This is a genomic window from Flavobacterium tyrosinilyticum, from assembly GCF_023656565.1.
Classification (GTDB): Bacteria; Bacteroidota; Bacteroidia; order Flavobacteriales; family Flavobacteriaceae; genus Flavobacterium; species Flavobacterium tyrosinilyticum.
The window spans coordinates 1,678,661-1,696,823 of record NZ_JAMOKG010000001.1; the positions used below are offsets into that span (position 1 = coordinate 1,678,661).

13 protein-coding genes are annotated in these 18,163 nt (G+C 33.4%); 5 read left to right on the forward strand and 8 right to left on the reverse strand.

What is annotated here, in order from left to right; all coding sequences use genetic code 11:
• Positions 1 to 41: 41 nt before the first annotated feature.
• Positions 42 to 2,798: a TonB-dependent receptor gene (locus NCC77_RS07420; protein ID WP_250834999.1), complete on the reverse strand. Its 2,757-nt coding sequence runs from the start codon at positions 2,796 to 2,798 to the stop codon at positions 42 to 44.
• 243 nt (positions 2,799 to 3,041) lie between these two features.
• On the opposite strand from NCC77_RS07420, the gene NCC77_RS07425 reads away from it, so the two are divergent.
• The 3 genes from NCC77_RS07425 to NCC77_RS07435 all read left to right on the forward strand — a co-directional run bounded on the left by NCC77_RS07425 (position 3,042) and on the right by NCC77_RS07435 (position 6,538).
• The gene (locus NCC77_RS07425; RefSeq protein ID WP_008465097.1) at positions 3,042 to 3,725 is read left to right on the forward strand and encodes a response regulator transcription factor; all 684 of its coding nucleotides are present in this window, start codon (positions 3,042 to 3,044) and stop codon (positions 3,723 to 3,725) included.
• A gap of 253 nt (positions 3,726 to 3,978) precedes the next feature.
• A complete protein-coding gene (locus NCC77_RS07430; RefSeq protein WP_250835000.1) occupies positions 3,979 to 5,064 on the forward strand; it encodes a sensor histidine kinase in 1,086 nt (361 codons plus the stop codon).
• Positions 5,065 to 5,227: 163 nt separating this feature from the next.
• Positions 5,228 to 6,538 (forward strand): porin, encoded by a 1,311-nt coding sequence (locus NCC77_RS07435; RefSeq protein ID WP_250835001.1) that lies wholly within the window; start codon positions 5,228 to 5,230, stop codon positions 6,536 to 6,538.
• Positions 6,539 to 6,722: 184 nt separating this feature from the next.
• On the opposite strand, the gene NCC77_RS07440 is transcribed toward NCC77_RS07435, so the two are convergent.
• The 4 genes from NCC77_RS07440 to NCC77_RS07455 form a co-directional block, all read right to left on the reverse strand.
• Positions 6,723 to 7,802, reverse strand: coding sequence for a glycosyltransferase (locus NCC77_RS07440; protein ID WP_250835002.1), 1,080 nt, complete (start codon positions 7,800 to 7,802; stop codon positions 6,723 to 6,725).
• A gap of 215 nt (positions 7,803 to 8,017) precedes the next feature.
• The gene (locus NCC77_RS07445; RefSeq protein ID WP_250835003.1) at positions 8,018 to 8,572 is read right to left on the reverse strand and encodes a hypothetical protein; all 555 of its coding nucleotides are present in this window, start codon (positions 8,570 to 8,572) and stop codon (positions 8,018 to 8,020) included.
• Positions 8,573 to 8,635: 63 nt separating this feature from the next.
• Positions 8,636 to 12,070 carry a DUF8818 domain-containing protein gene (locus NCC77_RS07450; protein ID WP_250835004.1) on the reverse strand — a complete coding sequence of 1,145 codons (3,435 nt, stop codon included), beginning with the start codon at positions 12,068 to 12,070 and terminating at the stop codon, positions 8,636 to 8,638.
• A gap of 99 nt (positions 12,071 to 12,169) precedes the next feature.
• Positions 12,170 to 12,388, reverse strand: a complete 219-nt coding sequence (locus NCC77_RS07455; protein ID WP_250835005.1) for a hypothetical protein — start codon at positions 12,386 to 12,388, stop codon at positions 12,170 to 12,172.
• Between the two features lie 93 nt (positions 12,389 to 12,481).
• Here NCC77_RS07455 and NCC77_RS07460 point away from each other — a divergent pair, with 93 nt between their 5' ends.
• On the forward strand, positions 12,482 to 13,540 hold the full coding sequence (locus tag NCC77_RS07460) for a helix-turn-helix domain-containing protein (RefSeq protein ID WP_250835006.1): 1,059 nt from the start codon (positions 12,482 to 12,484) through the stop codon (positions 13,538 to 13,540).
• A gap of 111 nt (positions 13,541 to 13,651) precedes the next feature.
• The gene (locus tag NCC77_RS07465) at positions 13,652 to 15,898 is read left to right on the forward strand and encodes a TonB-dependent receptor domain-containing protein (protein WP_250835007.1); all 2,247 of its coding nucleotides are present in this window, start codon (positions 13,652 to 13,654) and stop codon (positions 15,896 to 15,898) included.
• 4 nt (positions 15,899 to 15,902) lie between these two features.
• Here the strand turns inward: NCC77_RS07465 and NCC77_RS07470 are convergent, their stop codons facing one another.
• The 3 genes from NCC77_RS07470 to NCC77_RS07480 all read right to left on the reverse strand — a co-directional run bounded on the left by NCC77_RS07470 (position 15,903) and on the right by NCC77_RS07480 (position 18,135).
• Positions 15,903 to 16,094: a hypothetical protein gene (locus NCC77_RS07470; RefSeq protein ID WP_250835008.1), complete on the reverse strand. Its 192-nt coding sequence runs from the start codon at positions 16,092 to 16,094 to the stop codon at positions 15,903 to 15,905.
• Between the two features lie 142 nt (positions 16,095 to 16,236).
• Positions 16,237 to 17,496, reverse strand: coding sequence for an aspartate kinase (locus NCC77_RS07475; RefSeq protein WP_095928265.1), 1,260 nt, complete (start codon positions 17,494 to 17,496; stop codon positions 16,237 to 16,239).
• A 150-nt stretch (positions 17,497 to 17,646) separates the two neighbouring features.
• Positions 17,647 to 18,135 carry a GNAT family N-acetyltransferase gene (locus NCC77_RS07480; RefSeq protein ID WP_250835009.1) on the reverse strand — a complete coding sequence of 163 codons (489 nt, stop codon included), beginning with the start codon at positions 18,133 to 18,135 and terminating at the stop codon, positions 17,647 to 17,649.
• Positions 18,136 to 18,163: the final 28 nt, after the last annotated feature.

Consider the following 18,163-nt stretch of genomic DNA (forward strand, 5'->3'; position numbering starts at 1 on the left):
TTAAACTGACCTCTTTGTCTATAATTGTTTCTTGTATTAGATTAGAATGTGTAATTAAGTTTGAAGCTTAATCCTAATCCTTTTTTGTATGATAATACATTTACATCTCCAGAAGCATTTTCTTGTACTCTGTTGATTTTTGGATCAAGAATGTTTTTTACTACGAAATCTAATCCTAAGTTTTTGTTTAATTTAGATTTAGCAATAAAATCTAATGAACCAAAAGCTTTGTCAACTAAGTCTCCTCTTCCGTTTGTTCCTATTGCGTTGATACGATCTGAGAAATAAGTATAAGCAACGGTTGTGTTTAAACTTCTATCATTTTCCCATTCTGCTAAGTAAGAAAGGTCAGCGTTTAACAGTAAATCTGAAGCTCCTGTAAATTGGCTTTTAGAGTTTGTAAATACAACTTGGTAATCTGTTTCTCTATCAACTTTGTCTGCGTTTAACTCTTGACTTGTATGTAAGTAAGATGCGTTAATACCAGCAGATAATTTTTTTGCATTTACTTCGTCAAAATTGAAAAGCATTTTACGGTATTCTACTTCAGCTCCAGCTACATATCCGTAATCTCCTGTGTTAATGTAAGAGATATCATTAGAAGAAGAAGCAATAGTAACTTCGTTCATTGGGTTAAGAATGTACTTTCCAAAAGCAGTGAATGAAATTAACTCGTCACTAGTTGGGAACATTTCCCATTTAAGATCTAAATTGTAATCATCAGATTCGTATAAGTAAGGGTTACCCACTTTTACTTGTAATACTTCTTCGTAAACAAATAATGCTCTTTCTTTAAATTGAGGCAATGTATATGTTTTACTGAAACCTAAACGTAAATTTTGTTTTTCGTTCAATTCATATTTCATTGTTAAGCTTGGCAAAAATGCTACTTTGCTTAACTCATCGCTTCCAACATCTCCTAATTGAGTGTTCCAATCTACATTTTGAACAATTGATTCTGCACGTAAACCTAAAACAGCTGTTAATTTTGGATTGAATTTGTATTCTGTGTTTAAGTAACCTCCAAAGATTGTTTGTTTACCATCATAAGTTTGAGGATCTAAAGCATTTGATACTTGAGAGTTTCCTCTAAAAGTAGAAATGTTGAAGTATCCGTTGTTTAAGTTTGCTTCGTTGTAAAACAAATCTAAATTATTCGGGTCAACAATGGTGTTGGTGTAACCTGGTTGAGATAAGAAGTTAAATTGAGAAGCCTCAAAGTTTCTGTTTTTAATTCTTCCGCTTGCTCCTAATGTGAATTTTCCTTTGTATTCGTCATCAGAATTTTTGTTGAATTTATAATCTACAGAAATATTACCTGCTAATTCGTCTTCTTTCAACTTTTGGAAATATCTGTGGTTATCTGGTCTAGAGATAGAAGATAATACGTAACCAGTTGGTTCGTTTCTAAAAGTATTTTGTGCTCTATCTGGCATTGAACCATCAATAATGTTGTAAGATGCTCCCCAGTTTAATTTAGATCTGTCGCTTAATTTGTGATCTCCAAGTAATTGGTTAATCCAAAGACTGTTTTTCTCGTAGTTAAAACGACGAATTAAACCATTTCCGTTGTTGGCAAGATCGACAATATATCCAGCATATTCTTCTTTAGATTGAGAAGAAGTATTAATGTAAACAGTATTAAAACTTACTTTGTTATCTGAGTTAATTTTATAACCAACATTCAATAAACCTGTAGAGTTTGTTTGGTAACCCATATCAGTATACGAGTAGAAATCTTTGTTTGCAACTCCAGCACCGTTTACACCACCTTTTGCAGTAGCATTACGAATAGAGTTGTATTCATTGCTGAAATTAGCTGTAGCAAAGAAACTTAATTTTCCACCGTCACCAACATTAAAAGATTTTCCACCTGAAATTCCTAGCGAACCAGCAATAGGATTTTTTCCATCCATTTGCAAAGTGTTGTAATTGTATTGAGTAAGCGGATTGCTTGGAACTGAAGGATTATCAAATCCGAAGCTGTTGATGCCTCTTTGTAATTTAAAATCTTTTTCAGCTAATGCATTTGTGTTTACATTAGAACCCATTTCGATTTTAAAATATCCGTTTCCTTTGTAATCTTTAGAAATGATATCTACGTTTCCTCCAGCAAAATCTCCGTATAATTTACTGCTGTAAACTTTGTCAATAGAAACATATTCTAAGATATCAGTAGAGAAAATTTCAAGATTGATGTTTTTCTTTTCAGGATCGTTTGACGGAATTGGTAATCCGTTCATTGTTGTAGAGTTGTAACGGTCACCTAAACCTCTTACGAAAATATTTCCAGAACCTTCCTGTTTTGTAATACCAGTAGTTTTAGAAACTGCAGCTGCAACATCGCTAACTCCTTTTCTAGAAAGTTCTTGCGCACCAATAGATTGTTTAATATCTACAGCATTTTTTTGTTCCAAAAGTAAAGCAGATTCTTTTTGTTTGCTTCCAGTTGAAGCTTGAACCACTACATCTTTAAGAGTATAACTTCCTGATGAAAGCCCTTGATTAACCGTTACAGTTTCGTTTGCTTTTACAGCTACAGGAGCTTCTACAGATTCATATCCTAAAAAACTAAAAATTAAAGTATAATTTCCAGGATTTACGCTTAAGGAATATTTTCCATCTACGTCCGTATTTACGCTAATATTTGTACCTTTAACTAAAACATTAGCAAATGGTAACGATGCGTTGTTCATATCTTTGTCAGTCAGAACTCCAGAAATCGTACCTTTGTTTTGCGCGATCGAAATCGTACAGATAAATAATGCAATAAAGAGAAATCTTAAATTGAATTTCATTTTTTTTCAGTGTTGTGTTTGTGTCTTATTATTTTTGTGCAAAGAAAGAACCGCTCTGTGAAGTCCATGTTACCGACTTGTTATGTTTTTGTGTTGTTAAGATTATCAAATTGTTACGAGATTAAATTACGGTTAACACCATTTTTTAAAGGTTCTTTTGTTAGTATATTTACCCTGTGAAATAAGAAATATCGAATGTTTAATGAAGAAGTTTCGATATAAAAATCTCAATTTTTGCTATTTATGAAAAAAACACAAACTAAGATTTTATTAGTTGACGACGAACCAGATATCTTAGAAATCGTTGGCTATAACCTTGCTCAGGAAGGCTATCAGATTGTTACAGCTTCTAATGGAAAAGATGCTATAGCAAAAGCACAGAAAGAGCTGCCAGAATTAATCATTATGGACGTGATGATGGCAGAAATGGACGGAATGGAGGCTTGCGAGCATATTAGAAAAATTCCTGAATTAAATAATGTTATCATAACATTTCTTACAGCAAGAAGCGAAGATTATTCTCAAGTAGCTGGTTTTGATGCAGGTGCCGATGACTATATTACTAAGCCAATTAAACCAAAATTATTGGTCTCAAAAGTAAAGGCGCTGTTAAGAAGGTTAAAAGAACAAGAAGTTGTTACAGATACTTTAAATGTAGGCGGAATCGAGATTAATCGTGAAGAATACAAAATCATAAAAGGCAATGTAGAAATTGCTTTGCCAAGAAAAGAATTCGAATTATTTTATCTATTGGCTTCAAAACCAGGGAAAGTTTTTAAAAGAGACGAAATCCTAGATAAAGTGTGGGGTAATGAAGTTGTAGTTGGAGGAAGAACAATCGACGTTCACATCAGAAAGCTGCGCGAAAAAATAGGCGAAGATCTTTTTAAAACTATAAAAGGTGTAGGCTATAAATTTGAAGTTTAGATTTTAAGATGCTAAGGTTCTAAGATACTAAGTTGCTAAGTGATTTTAGAATTTTGGTAAAGATTTAAGCCCATTCAAATTCTTTTAAAAATATTCAATACATTTAAACCATATAAGAATTGAAGCTGTACAATCTTCATTTTCTTATATGGTTTTTGAGTTATTCCTTTTTTGTTTTTGGATTTATTCAAAAGAAAATAACTTAAAAACAAAACTTAATTTTTCTTAATTCCTTAATGGTTCAATTTTTCCAATGAAGATTAATTTTAAAAAAACATACAAATTCGCCATAAAATCGGCATTGTACATCAGTCTCTTTACAACAGCATTTGTACTGATGTTAATGTCATTATTTTATAAAAATCAATTAAAACACCAAGTTGCGTTTGGAATAATTTTCATTATTGTAATCTATATTTTCTCTTTTCTGGTTTTGCAATATCGTGTAGAACGCTTTATTTACCGAAGAGTGAAGAAAATTTACGATGAGGTTTCGCTATTAGAATCAACAACATTAATCAATCAGCCGATTAATACCGATATGGAAACGCTTTCGCGTGAAGTGAAAAAGTTCGCGACCGATAAAAAGCTTGAAATCGAAATGCTCGAAATCCGCGAGCAATATAGAAGAGAGTTTTTAGGAAACGTTTCGCACGAACTAAAAACCCCTTTATTTACCGTTCAAGGCTACGTCTCAACTTTACTTGACGGAGCAATGGATGATAAAAATATTAGAAAGAAATATTTAAAACGCGCCGAAAAAGGAGTGGAGCGTCTTATCTATATAGTAGAAGATTTGGATATGATTACCAAATTAGAATCGGGCGATTTAGATTTGAATATGACCGATTTTGATGTTGTCGAATTAATTCAGAATGTCTTTGAATTGCTTGAAATGAAAGCTGATAAAAAGAAAATTAAATTGGCTTTTGAAAGTAAAAATATACAATCGGTAATAATTAGAGGAGATCAGGACAGAATACAGCAAGTGCTGGAAAATCTGATTGTAAATTCTATTAAGTACGGAAAAGAAGGCGGTCTGACAGAAGTTGGCGTAGTTAATTTAACCAAGAAAAAAGTCCTTATACGTATTAGTGATAACGGAGAAGGTGTTGAAAAACAAAACATTCCGAGGCTTTTTGAGCGTTTTTACCGAGTGGATAAAAGCGGAACAAGATCGGAAGGTGGTTCTGGTTTAGGTTTGGCAATTGTAAAGCATATTATTGAAGCGCATAAAGAGAAAGTTTATGTAGAAAGTGAGTTCGGAATTGGTTCTGAATTCTCTTTTACGCTCGAAAAAGCAAATAAAGCATCAAAAATCGACGTTAAAAAATCGTAACGTCGGTTTTGCTGAAAGCCCTAAAACAAAGGTGTTTAACAATAAATAAACATACTGATTTAGGTCATAACATTAAATTTTTATTATAGTAACATCTGGTTAATGATTTCTTAACATAGGTGCTCCATCTTTGCATCCTGAAATTAAGGGAATTACAGAACTAATGATAAAAAGAAAACTTTTAGCCGTTTTATTACTGTTGGCTTGTGCTGCAAATGCACAGGAAACTAATAAGCAAGAATTAAATAAACAGGATGTAAAAAACGAAGTAATGCGTATTTTAGATTCTATAAATAAAGCTAAACTTCCAGAGACAAAATCTGGAGGAGGAGTTGAAGAACATTGGTACGATAGAATCTCCTTAAGAGGTTACGCACAAATTAGATACAATGGCTTGCTTTCTACAAACGATAAAGTATCTTGCGAACAATGTGATAGATCTTGGGGAACCACTTCGACAGCTCCAGATGCAAAAGCAAACAACGGACTTTTTATTCGCCGTGCCCGTTTAGTATTTTCTGGTCAAGTTCATCCAAATGTATTTTTCTATTTTCAGCCCGATTTTGCAAGTTCGCCTTCTAGTGGAATTAATAATTTTGTACAGATTCGTGATTTGTATTTTGATCTTTCTTTTGATAAAAAAAGAGAATATCGTGTGCGTGTTGGACAAAGTAAAATACCGTACGGATTTGAGAATATGCAGTCAAGTTCACAGCGTTTAACTCTAGATCGTGCAGATGGAATCAACTCTTCAATCTTAAATGAACGTGATTTAGGAATATTCTTTTATTGGGCTCCAGCCGAAATCAGAAAGCGTTTTGAAATGCTGGTTAGAGATGGTTACAAAGGTTCTGGAGATTTTGGTGTTTTTGCTTTAGGAGTTTACAATGGTCAAATCGCAAATAAATTAGATGGAAACAGAGACTTAAATGTGGTGGCTAGAGTAACTTATCCTTTTGTTATTGGAAGCCAGATTATAGAACCTGGAATTCAGGCTTACACCGGTAAATGGGCTTTTACAGGAGAAGTTTCGCCAGGAGTTACAGTTAACGATCCTCAATATGTAAAAGATCAACGTGTTGGAGCGACTTTCGTTTTATATCCAAGACCGTTCGGAATCCAGACCGAATACAACATTGGAACTGGACCTCGATATAACACGCTTACCAATACAATTGACCAAACCGATTTAAATGGAGGTTATGTTTTGTTAAACTATAAATGGGATATTAAAAAACAGCATATTTATCCTTTCGCTAAATTCCAATATTACGACGGAGGAAAAAAATACGAAAAAGATGCTAGAAGTTACGTAGTAAGAGATTTTGAATTTGGTGTAGAATGGCAGCCAATTAAAGCCTTAGAACTAACAGCGGAATATGTAGTAGCAGACCGAACTTTTGAAGACAGCGTCTTGCCCGTAAACAGACAGCAAGGAAATGTTCTTAGAATGCAGGTACAGTTTAACTTCTAAAATAAGTACCCAGATAAAACAGATTTGCTTTCGCGAAGACGCGGATAAAAACTTATTTTTATTTGAGAAAAAATTCAATTGCCTCCAGCTTTAGCTGGAGGTTTTTTTATTGTAGTAAAGAATAACGGTAAAATCCGCTTAATCCGCGTCTTTGCGAAAGCAAATCCGTTTCATCAGCGTACAATTATGCTGTTTTGTCTTCAAAAACCTTAAATAAAGAATCCCAGTCAATATTGTTTTCAAATTGAGATAATCCTTTAAACGACTTTACTTTTGATAAATCTTCAATGCTAAAGTCATCCTGCATGGCATAAGGTACAAGATTTTCTTCCTGAAGTTTTATGGCCAAATATTCCTGTTCATATTGACCAGGTGTCGGAATAAAAAAGGCTTTTTTACCCAACTTTGCCAAATCCATTACAGTCGTATAACCAGATCGGCACAATACAAATTCACTTTCATTAAAAGTCTGCTCCAACTGTTTCGAGTTCATGAAATTATAATAGGTAACATTTCCAGCCTGCCATTTTTCTTGCGATTTTTCTACAATTCCCTGTACAAATACCACTTTTCCGGGATAGTTTGCCGCTTCTTTCTGTAGTTTTTCATCCAAAAAAGTACGCTGAGGTTCAGGGCCAGACAATATAATCATCAAATCATATATTTTCGGAGTATCCTTTTTCTTCATGCGGCTCAACGGGCCAATATATTTTAGATTGAGTTCATTCGATTTTAAATGACCTAAATCTCCCGTTAAGTTAACTTTTCCGTCTGTATCAGGAACCCAGCATTCATTGTATTTTTTAATAATATGCTGGTGACATTTACTTGTAAACCAAGTCGTATTTCCTGTCATTACATTCAATTGATGCGTCATAAAAACCGAAGGCACTTTTTTACTGAAAACCCCCAATCTGTTATCTGAGATTATGCCATCAATGCCGTGTTTTTTGATCCAATGATTTACCATTTTTTTCTCATCCAAAATGGCAGTAATCATTTTCGGAAGATTCTTAATCAGTTTCCATTTAAAGTTTTTACCATTCTTTGCATATTCAATATGATAAGAAGGCAATTCTAAAGTTTGTATATAAGGAAATTCTTTTCGTAACAGAGCCAGCGCAACACCATCTGAGGCGATAATCGGAATGTAATTATTCTCTTGAAGCGCTTTGATAATTGGAATGCAGCGAGTGGCATGCCCAAGTCCCCAATTTAATGGAGCTACTAAAATAGTTTTATTCGCAGAATAATCTATGCTCATTTTTAACACGTTTTAAAAACGAAGATAGACAAATATGTTTTCTGTGTTATTTCGAGGGTATTACTAAATTATTAATTTAAGGTTCTAAGTTTTGGAGTTGCTAAGTTACTAAGATGCTAAGTCTCTAAGCTCAAAGATTTTCTATTTAAAAAAAGAAAGCCGAACTATAAGTTCGGCTTAATCTTAGAATCTCAGCGTCTTAGCATCTTAGAAACTTAATCTTGAATATACGTTTTATTTCCATTTTTGTTAATATAGTATTTACCGCCTCTTGGTCCAGTATATACTTTTTTACCATTGTATTCGCCAGTTACTTTGTCTGGAACAGATGGTGCTTTTTCGTTAGTTTCTTTTAAAGTTTTTGTGGCCGATTTTTTAGCAGCAGTCGCATCTTTTTTGGCAGCGTCAGCTTTTGCGGTCGATTTCTTCGCATCGGCTTTTGCTTTGTCAGCAGTAGTTTTGGCTTTATCAGATTCTACAGTAGCTTTTTTTGCATCGGCTTTAGCTTTTGCAGCTTCCTTATCAGCGGTTTTTTTTGCAGCGTCAGCAGATTCTTTCTTGGCTTTTGTTGAAGCTGCTTTTGCATCGTCAGCGGCCTTTTTCGATTTTGTGGCTTCTTTTTTTGCGTCAGCCGAAGCTTTGTCCGCACTTGCTTTGGCTTTTTTTGCCGAAGTTTCTGTTTTGCTTTTTGCAGTCTTTGCAGTTGTTTCCTGAGCATAAAAATTAGAAGAGAAAGCAACCATTAAACAGAACAATACTAATTTTTTCATAAGGCTAAAAGTTTAAATTTCAATTAAAATTAAACAATTTATTGTCATCTTTTTCGTGTTACATTAAAAATATGCACGAAGCTGAACGTTTCCTGTATGAATCGTATTTCCGGTTTCACTTTTTCTTCCTTGATAATTTAAATTAACATCCAAAAAAGACGTAATGTTCTTTTGCAGAAGCAGTTTCCAAACCAAATTTGATCCCGCTTGAAGTCCTTCTAGCATCTGAAAACCTACTGATGAAAATTCATTTCCGCTAAATTTATTTTCATAAAAAGAGAATTCTCCATTAATCGTAACTTTCTTTTCGCCTGCATAAGAAAAAGAAGTTCCAAGCCTGTTTTGGTCTAAAGTTTCCAGATTTCCAATTTGATTTTTCTTGTTTTGAAGTTCGTAAAAGAAATCCAATTTGGTGTTTTTAGAAAATAAATAACTGATTTTTGGCGCCAGCTGCCAGCCTTGAATATCATAATTTTTCTCTGTAAAATCTTTAGAAACCAAATCGGTTTTAATGGTTTTGGTAAAGAGATTAAATAGCCAGCTTTTTTGGTACAAATGGGTATATTGAATTTGATGCGAATAATTCTGTACGTTTTGCGAACCAATAGAAAGCAGACTTTTGCCTTTATTGACCAAATAAGAATAGGTTACAGAATGTTTTTGTTTGCCTCGATTGTAAAATAAACTGTTTCTAAAACTGGAATTCAAGCCTAAAATATTTTCTTCTGAGGAATCAAACGGATTGAGTTCTAATTTTTCGCCCTCGCTTTTCACCTTTCGATCCATTATAAAAGAGGTCTGATTGTAAAAATAAGACAGCAGTTTTTTGACGCCTTTTTCATTCTGCCATTGTAGCGGATTCAAAGTTAAAGATTGTGAAAACTTATTTTGGTTGGTTTTTATATAGACCTGATTCGGTAAAAAGACTCTGACATATCTCGCCTGATCTTGGTAAACCGCAACTTCAAATTCTTCCAGTTCCTGAATTCCGTTTCCGTTATAATCGTTCCAAGTGTAAACTCCTTGACCAGTTGGAACTTCTACGTATGTAAATTCTTGTTGGGCAATAGTTCCAGAACTCGTTTCGTAAGCCGTTCCAATCTGCATGAACTGATTAAAAAAACGATCGTTGTATAAAACTCTCGAATTTAAAGAAGGTTCATTTTGCCTCAATTTGTCTGTAAAATCTAAGTTTCGATAACTCGCATAAACTGCTAAATCGGTCTTTTTGGTCTGAATTAATTTCGACTTTAAATAATACGTCTGCGAATTGTTTACATGCTGCAATAATCCGTTTTGCAAACTATCGTTGCGTCTTTGCAGAAAACCAAGTTCAACGAAAACTTTGGTGCTGTCACCACGTCCCGTAAATACGCCATATTCTGTAAATCTTTGGCTTAAAGCCGAAAACTGATTGCTTACTTTGTCTTTTTCCTGATTGTTTTCTAATTGCATAGTGCCACCAATCCAGTTTTTTCCAAAATGATATTTGGTTCTAGTCTGGTTTCTAATAAATTTTGAAGTCGAAACTGTAGCATCAGAATTCAGGAAACTTCCGTTGTTTTCGATCGTCCAATTTTTCAATTTGAATAAAGCGTTTGTGGTATGTCGTACGCCTGTGTAGCTTTCGCTAAAATCTAATTTTTCAAATTGGTACGTTAGCAAACCGATATTGGAAGTCTTATTTTTAGAAAACAAATCAAAATTTAATCCCGTAACCAAAAGGCTCTGATTGCCATAAAGTGTTCCAGTTAAATTCCAATCGCGATTAAACTCAATATTGTATAAACGTTCTACCGATTTAAAATTCTGCTGCACATATTGATAATTTGCAAAAGCGTCTAAACTCCAGTCTCTAGAAAAAAGACGTTTTTTAAGATTGGTTTTAAAAGCAACTCCTTCATTATTAGCATCGTCAATTGTAGAAAATAAATTCTGGTCATTATTGCTGACAGCCAATTCAAAATCAACCAACGTTTTTTCATCGGGATTATATTTTCCTAAAAACGTTGCCACTTGAAGTTTCATTGGCGCGACAAGCTGAACAATTGGTTCGTAATTTCCCTGTAGAATTCCGTTAACAGGTTCCACGTATTGATAAATTCGTTCAACAGAATTACTGTTTTGAATGATATAATTTCCAGCATTTGCGCCCACTTGGCTAAATCTTACATTGTACAAAACATCGGCAGAATTATTCGAATATTCATAAACTTCAACAGAATTGACGAGTATTTTTCGATACAAAATTTTATTATCGGCATAAGTATCTTCGTAAGCAGAAGGCGCTTTCATTAAATTGATGTCATCACCCGCCTGACTTAATATCTGAACTTGTTCTGGAGAAAGATTTTGCTGCAAAGGCTGATTTTTCATATCATTTTCAGAATACAAATAACCGCCAAAACTCCAGTTTTTGTTTTCGTGAGTTGCGCCTGCGTATGTTACAAGACGATTATAATTTCGTTCCGAATATTGGTATTCCACATTAATACGCATTTCTGAAGTAATGGTAAAAAGCGAAGTAAAAACAATTTCTCCTGCATTGTAATCAATCACATAATCGTTGTTTTCGCCCCTTTTTAATAAAACCCCGTTTACATAAACGCGTTCTGAACCCGAAATAACGAGAACATACAATTCTCCATTTTGGCCTTTTAGTTTGTACGGACCCTGATTTCCTTCCTGACCCGTAAAAGTACTTTTGGCATATTGTCCTTTTACAAAAGCAACCGAAGCAAAAACATTGGTCTTACTTTTTCCGGTATCAAAATCAAAGTTGGCAGAAAGTCCCTGGACCTTTTTATTAAAGCCCAAAAATTGAGTTTTCCTGTTTTCTAAAAAAACATCGCCGGCGCGAATGTTCCAGTCCTCACTAAAAAGTTCGATGAAAATATTGTCAAACTGATCAAGTTTTTGCGAATAACCGCCATCTTGCAGCGGAATATTATTGTCTTGAAGTGAAGCTCTCAAACTCACTTTGTCTGAAAGTTTTCCTGTAATCTGTAAATCTAAATTGGAGTTTAAAACCGTACTTTGATTATTACCAACCGTAATGCCTCGAGTAATGCTTCCAGAAGTTTCCAGACCGTCAAATGGTGTTACTTTTTTGGCGTTTGAATTGTTGTCTATTCGGTAAAGTTTTTCTGTTCCGACATCGCCGCTTACAATTTGTTCCGATTTGTAAAGACTGTATTCTTTGGTTAAGAGATCGGGATAATTAAGATAATTGACAATTAAGGTATCTGAAACCGATTGGAAATTTTCATTTAAAAGCAAATATCCTTTTTGAAAATCGACTTTATAAGAAGTAGAATCAATCGGTTGGTTTTTAGTATTTAGAATTTGAAAAAATCCAGAATTTATAGAGACTTTTTCCAAACGAATAGTGTCTTTTGAAACGATTACTTTTTTGGTTTTGTACAGTGATTCAGTTTCCTGAGCCTGAAGCGCAGAAAACCAGAAGAAAACCGTCAAAAACAGTAATTTTTTCAACATAAATACTTTAACTCTAAAAAGTCAAAAGTAGTATTTATAATTGGGAATTGTAGTCTAGGATATTGTAGATTTATTGATTAGCTATTGAGGTTATTCTCTCTATTTAATAAAAGCTAAAACGATCAAAATCAATGAGGCAATAATTACAACAAAAATAGGATTTGCATAATTAGCATGCCATCCAAATTCATTTATTCTTTTTGGGAAATAGGATCTTTTGTCTTTTGGGTTATAATAAAACATTCCCCAAATCCAATTGTCTGGATCATTTTCCCATTCGTTTTTTGTTTCTTCACTTGGTTCGTTAGCGTTTTTCATAATTTTTTGTATTAGTTGGCTATTATAAAGTTAATTGATTTTCATTTAGAAATAATCTTTTTAGCTTTGTTAACGATATGACAAATTTAAATTATGGATACTAGCAAAGAACTTTTATTCTTTTTTAGTGCTTTAGGAGTTTTCAACGGAATTATTCTCGGCGTGTACTTCTTCTTTTTTACTAAGAAAAAATACCTGACGAATTATTTTCTTGGAGCACTTTTGTTTGCTCTGAGTGTCCGTATCGGAAAATCTGTGTTTGTTTATTTTCATCCCGAACTTCCAAAAATGTATCTTCAGTTTGGGCTTACGGCTTGTTTTTTTATCGGACCATTTTTGTATTATTTTATCAAATCGGCAGTTGATGAAGTGCAGATAATGCCCAAATCATGGAAATTTATTCTGGCATTTTGGGGAACATTAATCGTTGCAGTTGGCATTTTATATCCGTACGAAGCGTATCCAAAATTTTGGGGAGGTTATTTAATAAGAATCATTTATTTTCAATGGTTTATTTATATTGTTTTTGCTGGTTTTGAACTTCGTGGCGTTTTGAAAAAAATCCTCACCCCGAAAGAAAAAACAACTCCAGCCGAAATGTGGTTCGGAATGCTTTTTTTAGGTAATTTTCTCTTGTTTCTATTTTATTTTCTATCCATTATGGGAGCGCCAGGAGCTACCTATATAAGTGGAGCGGTCGTTTTTTCGTTTATTTTATACTTAGGGATTTCGATTCTTTTGTACCGAAAAAAAACAGACGATTTATTTTTATTGAATGGAAAGATTTCGAATAAAAAAATAGAATCAGCAGATGCAAGAATGTGGTCAGAAAAATTGGAGAACGCCATGTTTGAAAAAAGTTTATATAAAAATCCAAACCTGACACTTCAAGATCTTTCTCAAGAAATTAATATATCAAGCCATCAATTATCGCAGTTTCTGAATAATAATCTAGGAAAGAATTTTACCAGTTACGTAAACGAATTTCGAATTAACGAAGCGTGTAAAATTATCACTTCTTCAGATAAATTGACATTAGAATCTGTGGGTTATGATGTTGGTTTTAATTCTAAATCCACCTTCTTTGCCGCATTCAAAAAACATACGGGAACAACTCCGCTTAACTATCAGCTTCAGGCTTTACAATCCTAATTGAGTATCGATTTATAAATTCGTACTCCTGATTTCGCTTTTTGCAATCTCATTTATTGATTTTCAGATGACTTTTGTTTCATCAAAGTCAAACTTAATCGCTAAAAATTTATGAGATTTATAAAATTGGTTATCATTTCTATTTTTTTTCTGATTTTTTCATCAATAGAAATTAAAGCGCAACGCTTCAAAAATGTTAAAGACAAAAGTTATTATAGCGATGATGTAATCCTTAGAAAAAAAACATTAAAGTCTCCTCAAGATACTGTAATTATTAAAGAGAAAGAGAAAGAGCACAATGAGCTAAATGAAGTGGTTATAAAAAGCCAAGTTTCATTATTAAAATACGGAGCAAACGGCAATATTGATGTCAATGTAAACGGAACTGTTCTGGCAACCAGCAGTTCGGTAAACGAATTGTTAGGAAGAGTCCCCAATGTTGTGGTTGCCGACGGAGAAATAAGTGTTGTTGGAAAAGGTGAAGCTATAATTTATCTCAACGGAGTTTTGATTAATTATGAACGCTTTGCTGCAATTCCCGTTTCGCAAATTCAAAAGATTGAAGTCATTTCCAATCCTTCTGCGAGATATGATGCCGAAGGAAAAGCGGTCATTAATATTATAACCAAAAAAAATATCGAAAGTGGTGTAATGGGAACTGTCAATCAGCATGTAACCGTTTCTAAATTTGGCGGAACAATTTATAATACGCTTGTTGATTTTAATTATTCGAAAGGGAAATTTTCGTTTGTAACCAACTACGGTTTGCAGTTAGGAAGAAACCGCGAGTTGCTGTACACCACAAGAACACGCCCCGATTCTGATGATTTTATGAAATCTGAATTGACAACCGACTGGAAAAGAAGATTTAATAATTATTCTAATTTCGGATTTGGACTTCAGTATAGTTTTTCTCCCAATAATTATATTTCACTGGCGTATAGTGGAAATGTAAATGATCTAGGTGGAATTACAGAAAGCAGAAATTCGATAACCAATAATTTTGAAAAAAGTTTTTATGCCACAGATGTTGACAGAAACGATGTTTTGTTAAATCAGTTTGTCAATTTGAATTATAATTGGACAACAGCTAAAGGTTCGACATTGTTTATAGGATCACAATTTTCAAATTATAATCAAACCATAAGAGATTTTATTGGCGAAAATAGCTTGGTCGACGAAACAGATTCCGAAAGATTTTTAAAGAATAATGTGGGAAGCCGGATTAATATAATCGCAGTTCAAGCAGATTATTCGAAGAAAATAAATGAAAAGGCAAAACTAGAAATAGGAGCGAAGCTAAGCCACGCTACAATAAATTCAGGAACAGATTTTTTGATTTCTGATGATGAAATGAATTTTGAGCTGGATGACGAACTTTCAAGTGATTTTGAATACAATGAAAAAATCGCTGCGGCTTACTTTAATTATATCGGAACATGGAGCGAAAAGATTCATTTTTCTCTTGGCGTAAGAGGCGAAAAAACAAGTTATGATTTATTTACAAATGCCAACGGAATTCAAAAATTTGATAAATCGTACGGCAATTTTTTTCCCAATGCACTTTTAAACTTTAATCTTTCAGATGATTGGAAAGGGCATTTCTCCTATGTTTCCAGAATTACAAGACCGAGATATCAAGCTTTAAATCCGTATGTGATTTATCAGGATCCGTTTACTACGATTGAAGGAAACCCAAATCTGCTTCCAGAGAAAACTCACGCTTTTGAAATAGGAACGATGTATAAAAAATTCGATTTTAAAGTTGGCTATACTTATAAAATCGATCCCATTTCTGCGGCAGCTTTGCGCGGAGACACGCCAAACAGCTACATTTTAAGAGCACTAAATCTAGAAAAAGGACATACTTTTTTTACTTCACTTTCAAGAGCTTTCAATTTCAAATGGTGGAATTCTGTTAACACAGCAAGCATTTCCTGGCAGAAATCGGTAGACAATTATTATGAATTTGCTTTTAGTCCAGTAGAACCTCAAATTTATTTATATACTAATAATACATTTACAATCCCTAAACTTTTTAAACTGCAGCTTTTGGCTTGGTATTTAAGTGATAGAAGTTACGGGTTAGGAAGCGAAAACGGTCGTTCGACAGTCACTTTAGGAATAGAACGGAACTTTTTTAAAGATGCACTAAAGCTCAATTTCACAGCCAATGACATCTTTCATAAGTTTATGGTTTCTGGTGATTATAATGTTGGACAAACCCAAATTTATTATCACAGAACCTATAGCACTGATTATTTTAAATTAATTGCAACTTATGATTTTGGAGATTCAAAAAAGACCACTTATAAAAAATCGGAAGTTGAGCAGTCGGAGAATAATAGGGCGAGATAAATAATTAATTTTTTCTTCTTTTCAGTTGTGTATAAGTAATGAGGATTGCAACTGTAGAAAGAAAAGGAGCGATCACTAATCTAAAATCGGAGTATGAAATATCTTTAATGTCTTTTGTAAGCAACGGACTTAAAGATATACTGATGTATAATAAACCAAGGATAATGAAAACTAATAAAAAGCTCTTTTTGCTCATTTTAAGTTCTTTAGAAAGAAAGTAAATATAATCAAAAACAAGTTAAGTGAAGAAAATTCTTTCGAAATAAAAAAGGCTTCACTTAATTGTGAAGCCTTTTCAATAATTTTTGAATTAAATAATTACCTTTTATAAAGCAATATTAGATTAATTCTTTCGTCACAATTTGCATGGTTTCGCGGCTAACTTGTTTCAATAAAACTTCTTTGTTAGCTTCTACCGTTTGAGCTGCCTCTTCTGTAAAGTGACGAATGGTATATAAGGTTACATTTTCGCTGTATTCTACTTTGAATTTTTTAGAAAGAATCGAATTCAATTCTGGGAAATTTCCAAATTTATCTTCCACACAAACAGAGAAACTAATGGCAGAGTTCTGAATTAAGTTTACTTTGATTTTGAATTCGTGGAATAAACCGAAAATCTCACTGATGTTTTCCTCCATAATGAAAGAGAAATCAATTGATGAAAGCGATATTAAAAGCTGTTCTCTTTTTACGATAAAACATGGATATTGTGGTTCCAAGTCAACTCCTTTAGAAACACAAGTTCCTTTTAATAACGGATTGATAAACGATTTTACGTATAATGGAATTTCTTTTTTCTGTAACGGCTGTAATGTTTTTGGGTGAATAACCGTTGCTCCGTAAAATGCTAATTCGATCGCTTCACGATATGAAATCTGGTTCAATAAACTTGCATTTTCAAAATAACGCGGATCGGCATTCATAACTCCAGGAACATCTTTCCAGATCGTTACACTTTCGGCATTTAAGCAGTAAGCAAAAATTCCAGCAGTATAATCAGAACCTTCACGGCCAAGAGTTGTAGTGAAGTTGTTTTCGTCGGCACCTAAGAAACCTTGTGTAATATTCAACTGTTTTCTAGGTACATTTTTGCTGATGTTTTGTTGCGTTGTTTCCCAATCAACCTCTGCATCTCTGTAGTTTGCATTGGTTTTGATGAAATTGCGAACGTCAAGCCATTGCGTCTGAATTCCCATGAAATTCATAAAATGACTTAAAATATTAGTCGAAATCAACTCACCAAAACTAACAACCTGATCGTACACAAAGTTATAATTTGGAGATTTATTATGTGCTAAGAAATATTCTAGTTCAGCAAATTGTGCATTTACAGCTGCAAAAACGGCATGATTTTCATCTTCAAACAAATCCAATAAGATCTGATTGTGGTATTTTTTGATTTCCTGAACAGAAGAATTCAATTCTGTCGATTTTTCAAAGTAATTCTTGATTACTACTTCAAGAGCATTTGTTGTTTTCCCCATAGCCGAAACTACAAGAATTACGTCTTCGTAACCTACTTTTTGTAAAACGTCGTATACGTTTTTAATTCCATCTGCATCTTTTACCGATGCTCCTCCAAATTTAAATACTCTCATTTTTTAATTAATAGATTTTTAGATTTTTTTCCGCCACGAATTCACGAATATTTTTTTCTAATCTTTACGAATAAAAATTCATGAATTCGTGGCGAATTGCCAAAGACTTTAAAATCATGTTAATCCTTATAATCTGTGGCTAAATATTTTTTATAATTTTTCTAAGAACGAATTAACTCCTGCTTCATCCATTTGAACCACTTGCCAGTCTTCTAGAATTCTTGCGCCAGAATTCTTGTAAAAGTTTACCGCTGGTGTGTTCCATGCCAAAACATTCCACTCAACTCTTCTCACATTATCTTTTTTTCCTTGCTTCATGATTTCAGCATAAAGAGCAGAACCTAAACCTGTCCCACGCATCTTTTCTTTTACAATCAAATCTTCAAGATGAATTGTCTTTCCTTTCCAGGTAGAATAGCGGTAATAATACAATGCAATTCCAACAATTTCTTTCTGTTTTTCTTCGTTTTCGATTTCTGCTACAAAAACGTGAAATAATGGCTTTTCGCCAAAACCATCACGTATTAAATCTTCCTCAGTAATGACAACCGCATCAGGCTCTTTTTCGAATATAGCCAGCTCCTGAATAAGCTCTAACACCGATTTCATGTCTTCAGGATTTCCTTTTCTAATATTCATATATTCCTATTTTTAACTATTTAATATC

Bases quoted from the DNA above. Each gene is read 5' to 3' on its own strand.
- NCC77_RS07475 (WP_095928265.1), bottom strand. From the start codon at position 17,496: ATGAGAGTATTTAAATTTGGAGGAGCATCGGTAAAAGATGCAGATGGA.
- NCC77_RS07445 (WP_250835003.1), bottom strand. From the start codon at position 8,572: ATGAAAAAATTAGTATTGTTCTGTTTAATGGTTGCTTTCTCTTCTAAT.
- NCC77_RS07420 (WP_250834999.1), bottom strand. From the start codon at position 2,798: ATGAAATTCAATTTAAGATTTCTCTTTATTGCATTATTTATCTGTACG.
- NCC77_RS07430 (WP_250835000.1), top strand. From the start codon at position 3,979: ATGAAGATTAATTTTAAAAAAACATACAAATTCGCCATAAAATCGGCA.
- NCC77_RS07450 (WP_250835004.1), bottom strand. From the start codon at position 12,070: ATGTTGAAAAAATTACTGTTTTTGACGGTTTTCTTCTGGTTTTCTGCG.
- NCC77_RS07455 (WP_250835005.1), bottom strand. From the start codon at position 12,388: ATGAAAAACGCTAACGAACCAAGTGAAGAAACAAAAAACGAATGGGAA.
- NCC77_RS07425 (WP_008465097.1), top strand. From the start codon at position 3,042: ATGAAAAAAACACAAACTAAGATTTTATTAGTTGACGACGAACCAGAT.
- NCC77_RS07480 (WP_250835009.1), bottom strand. From the start codon at position 18,135: ATGAATATTAGAAAAGGAAATCCTGAAGACATGAAATCGGTGTTAGAG.
- NCC77_RS07460 (WP_250835006.1), top strand. From the start codon at position 12,482: ATGGATACTAGCAAAGAACTTTTATTCTTTTTTAGTGCTTTAGGAGTT.
- NCC77_RS07470 (WP_250835008.1), bottom strand. From the start codon at position 16,094: ATGAGCAAAAAGAGCTTTTTATTAGTTTTCATTATCCTTGGTTTATTA.
- NCC77_RS07440 (WP_250835002.1), bottom strand. From the start codon at position 7,802: ATGAGCATAGATTATTCTGCGAATAAAACTATTTTAGTAGCTCCATTA.
- NCC77_RS07465 (WP_250835007.1), top strand. From the start codon at position 13,652: ATGAGATTTATAAAATTGGTTATCATTTCTATTTTTTTTCTGATTTTT.
- NCC77_RS07435 (WP_250835001.1), top strand. From the start codon at position 5,228: ATGATAAAAAGAAAACTTTTAGCCGTTTTATTACTGTTGGCTTGTGCT.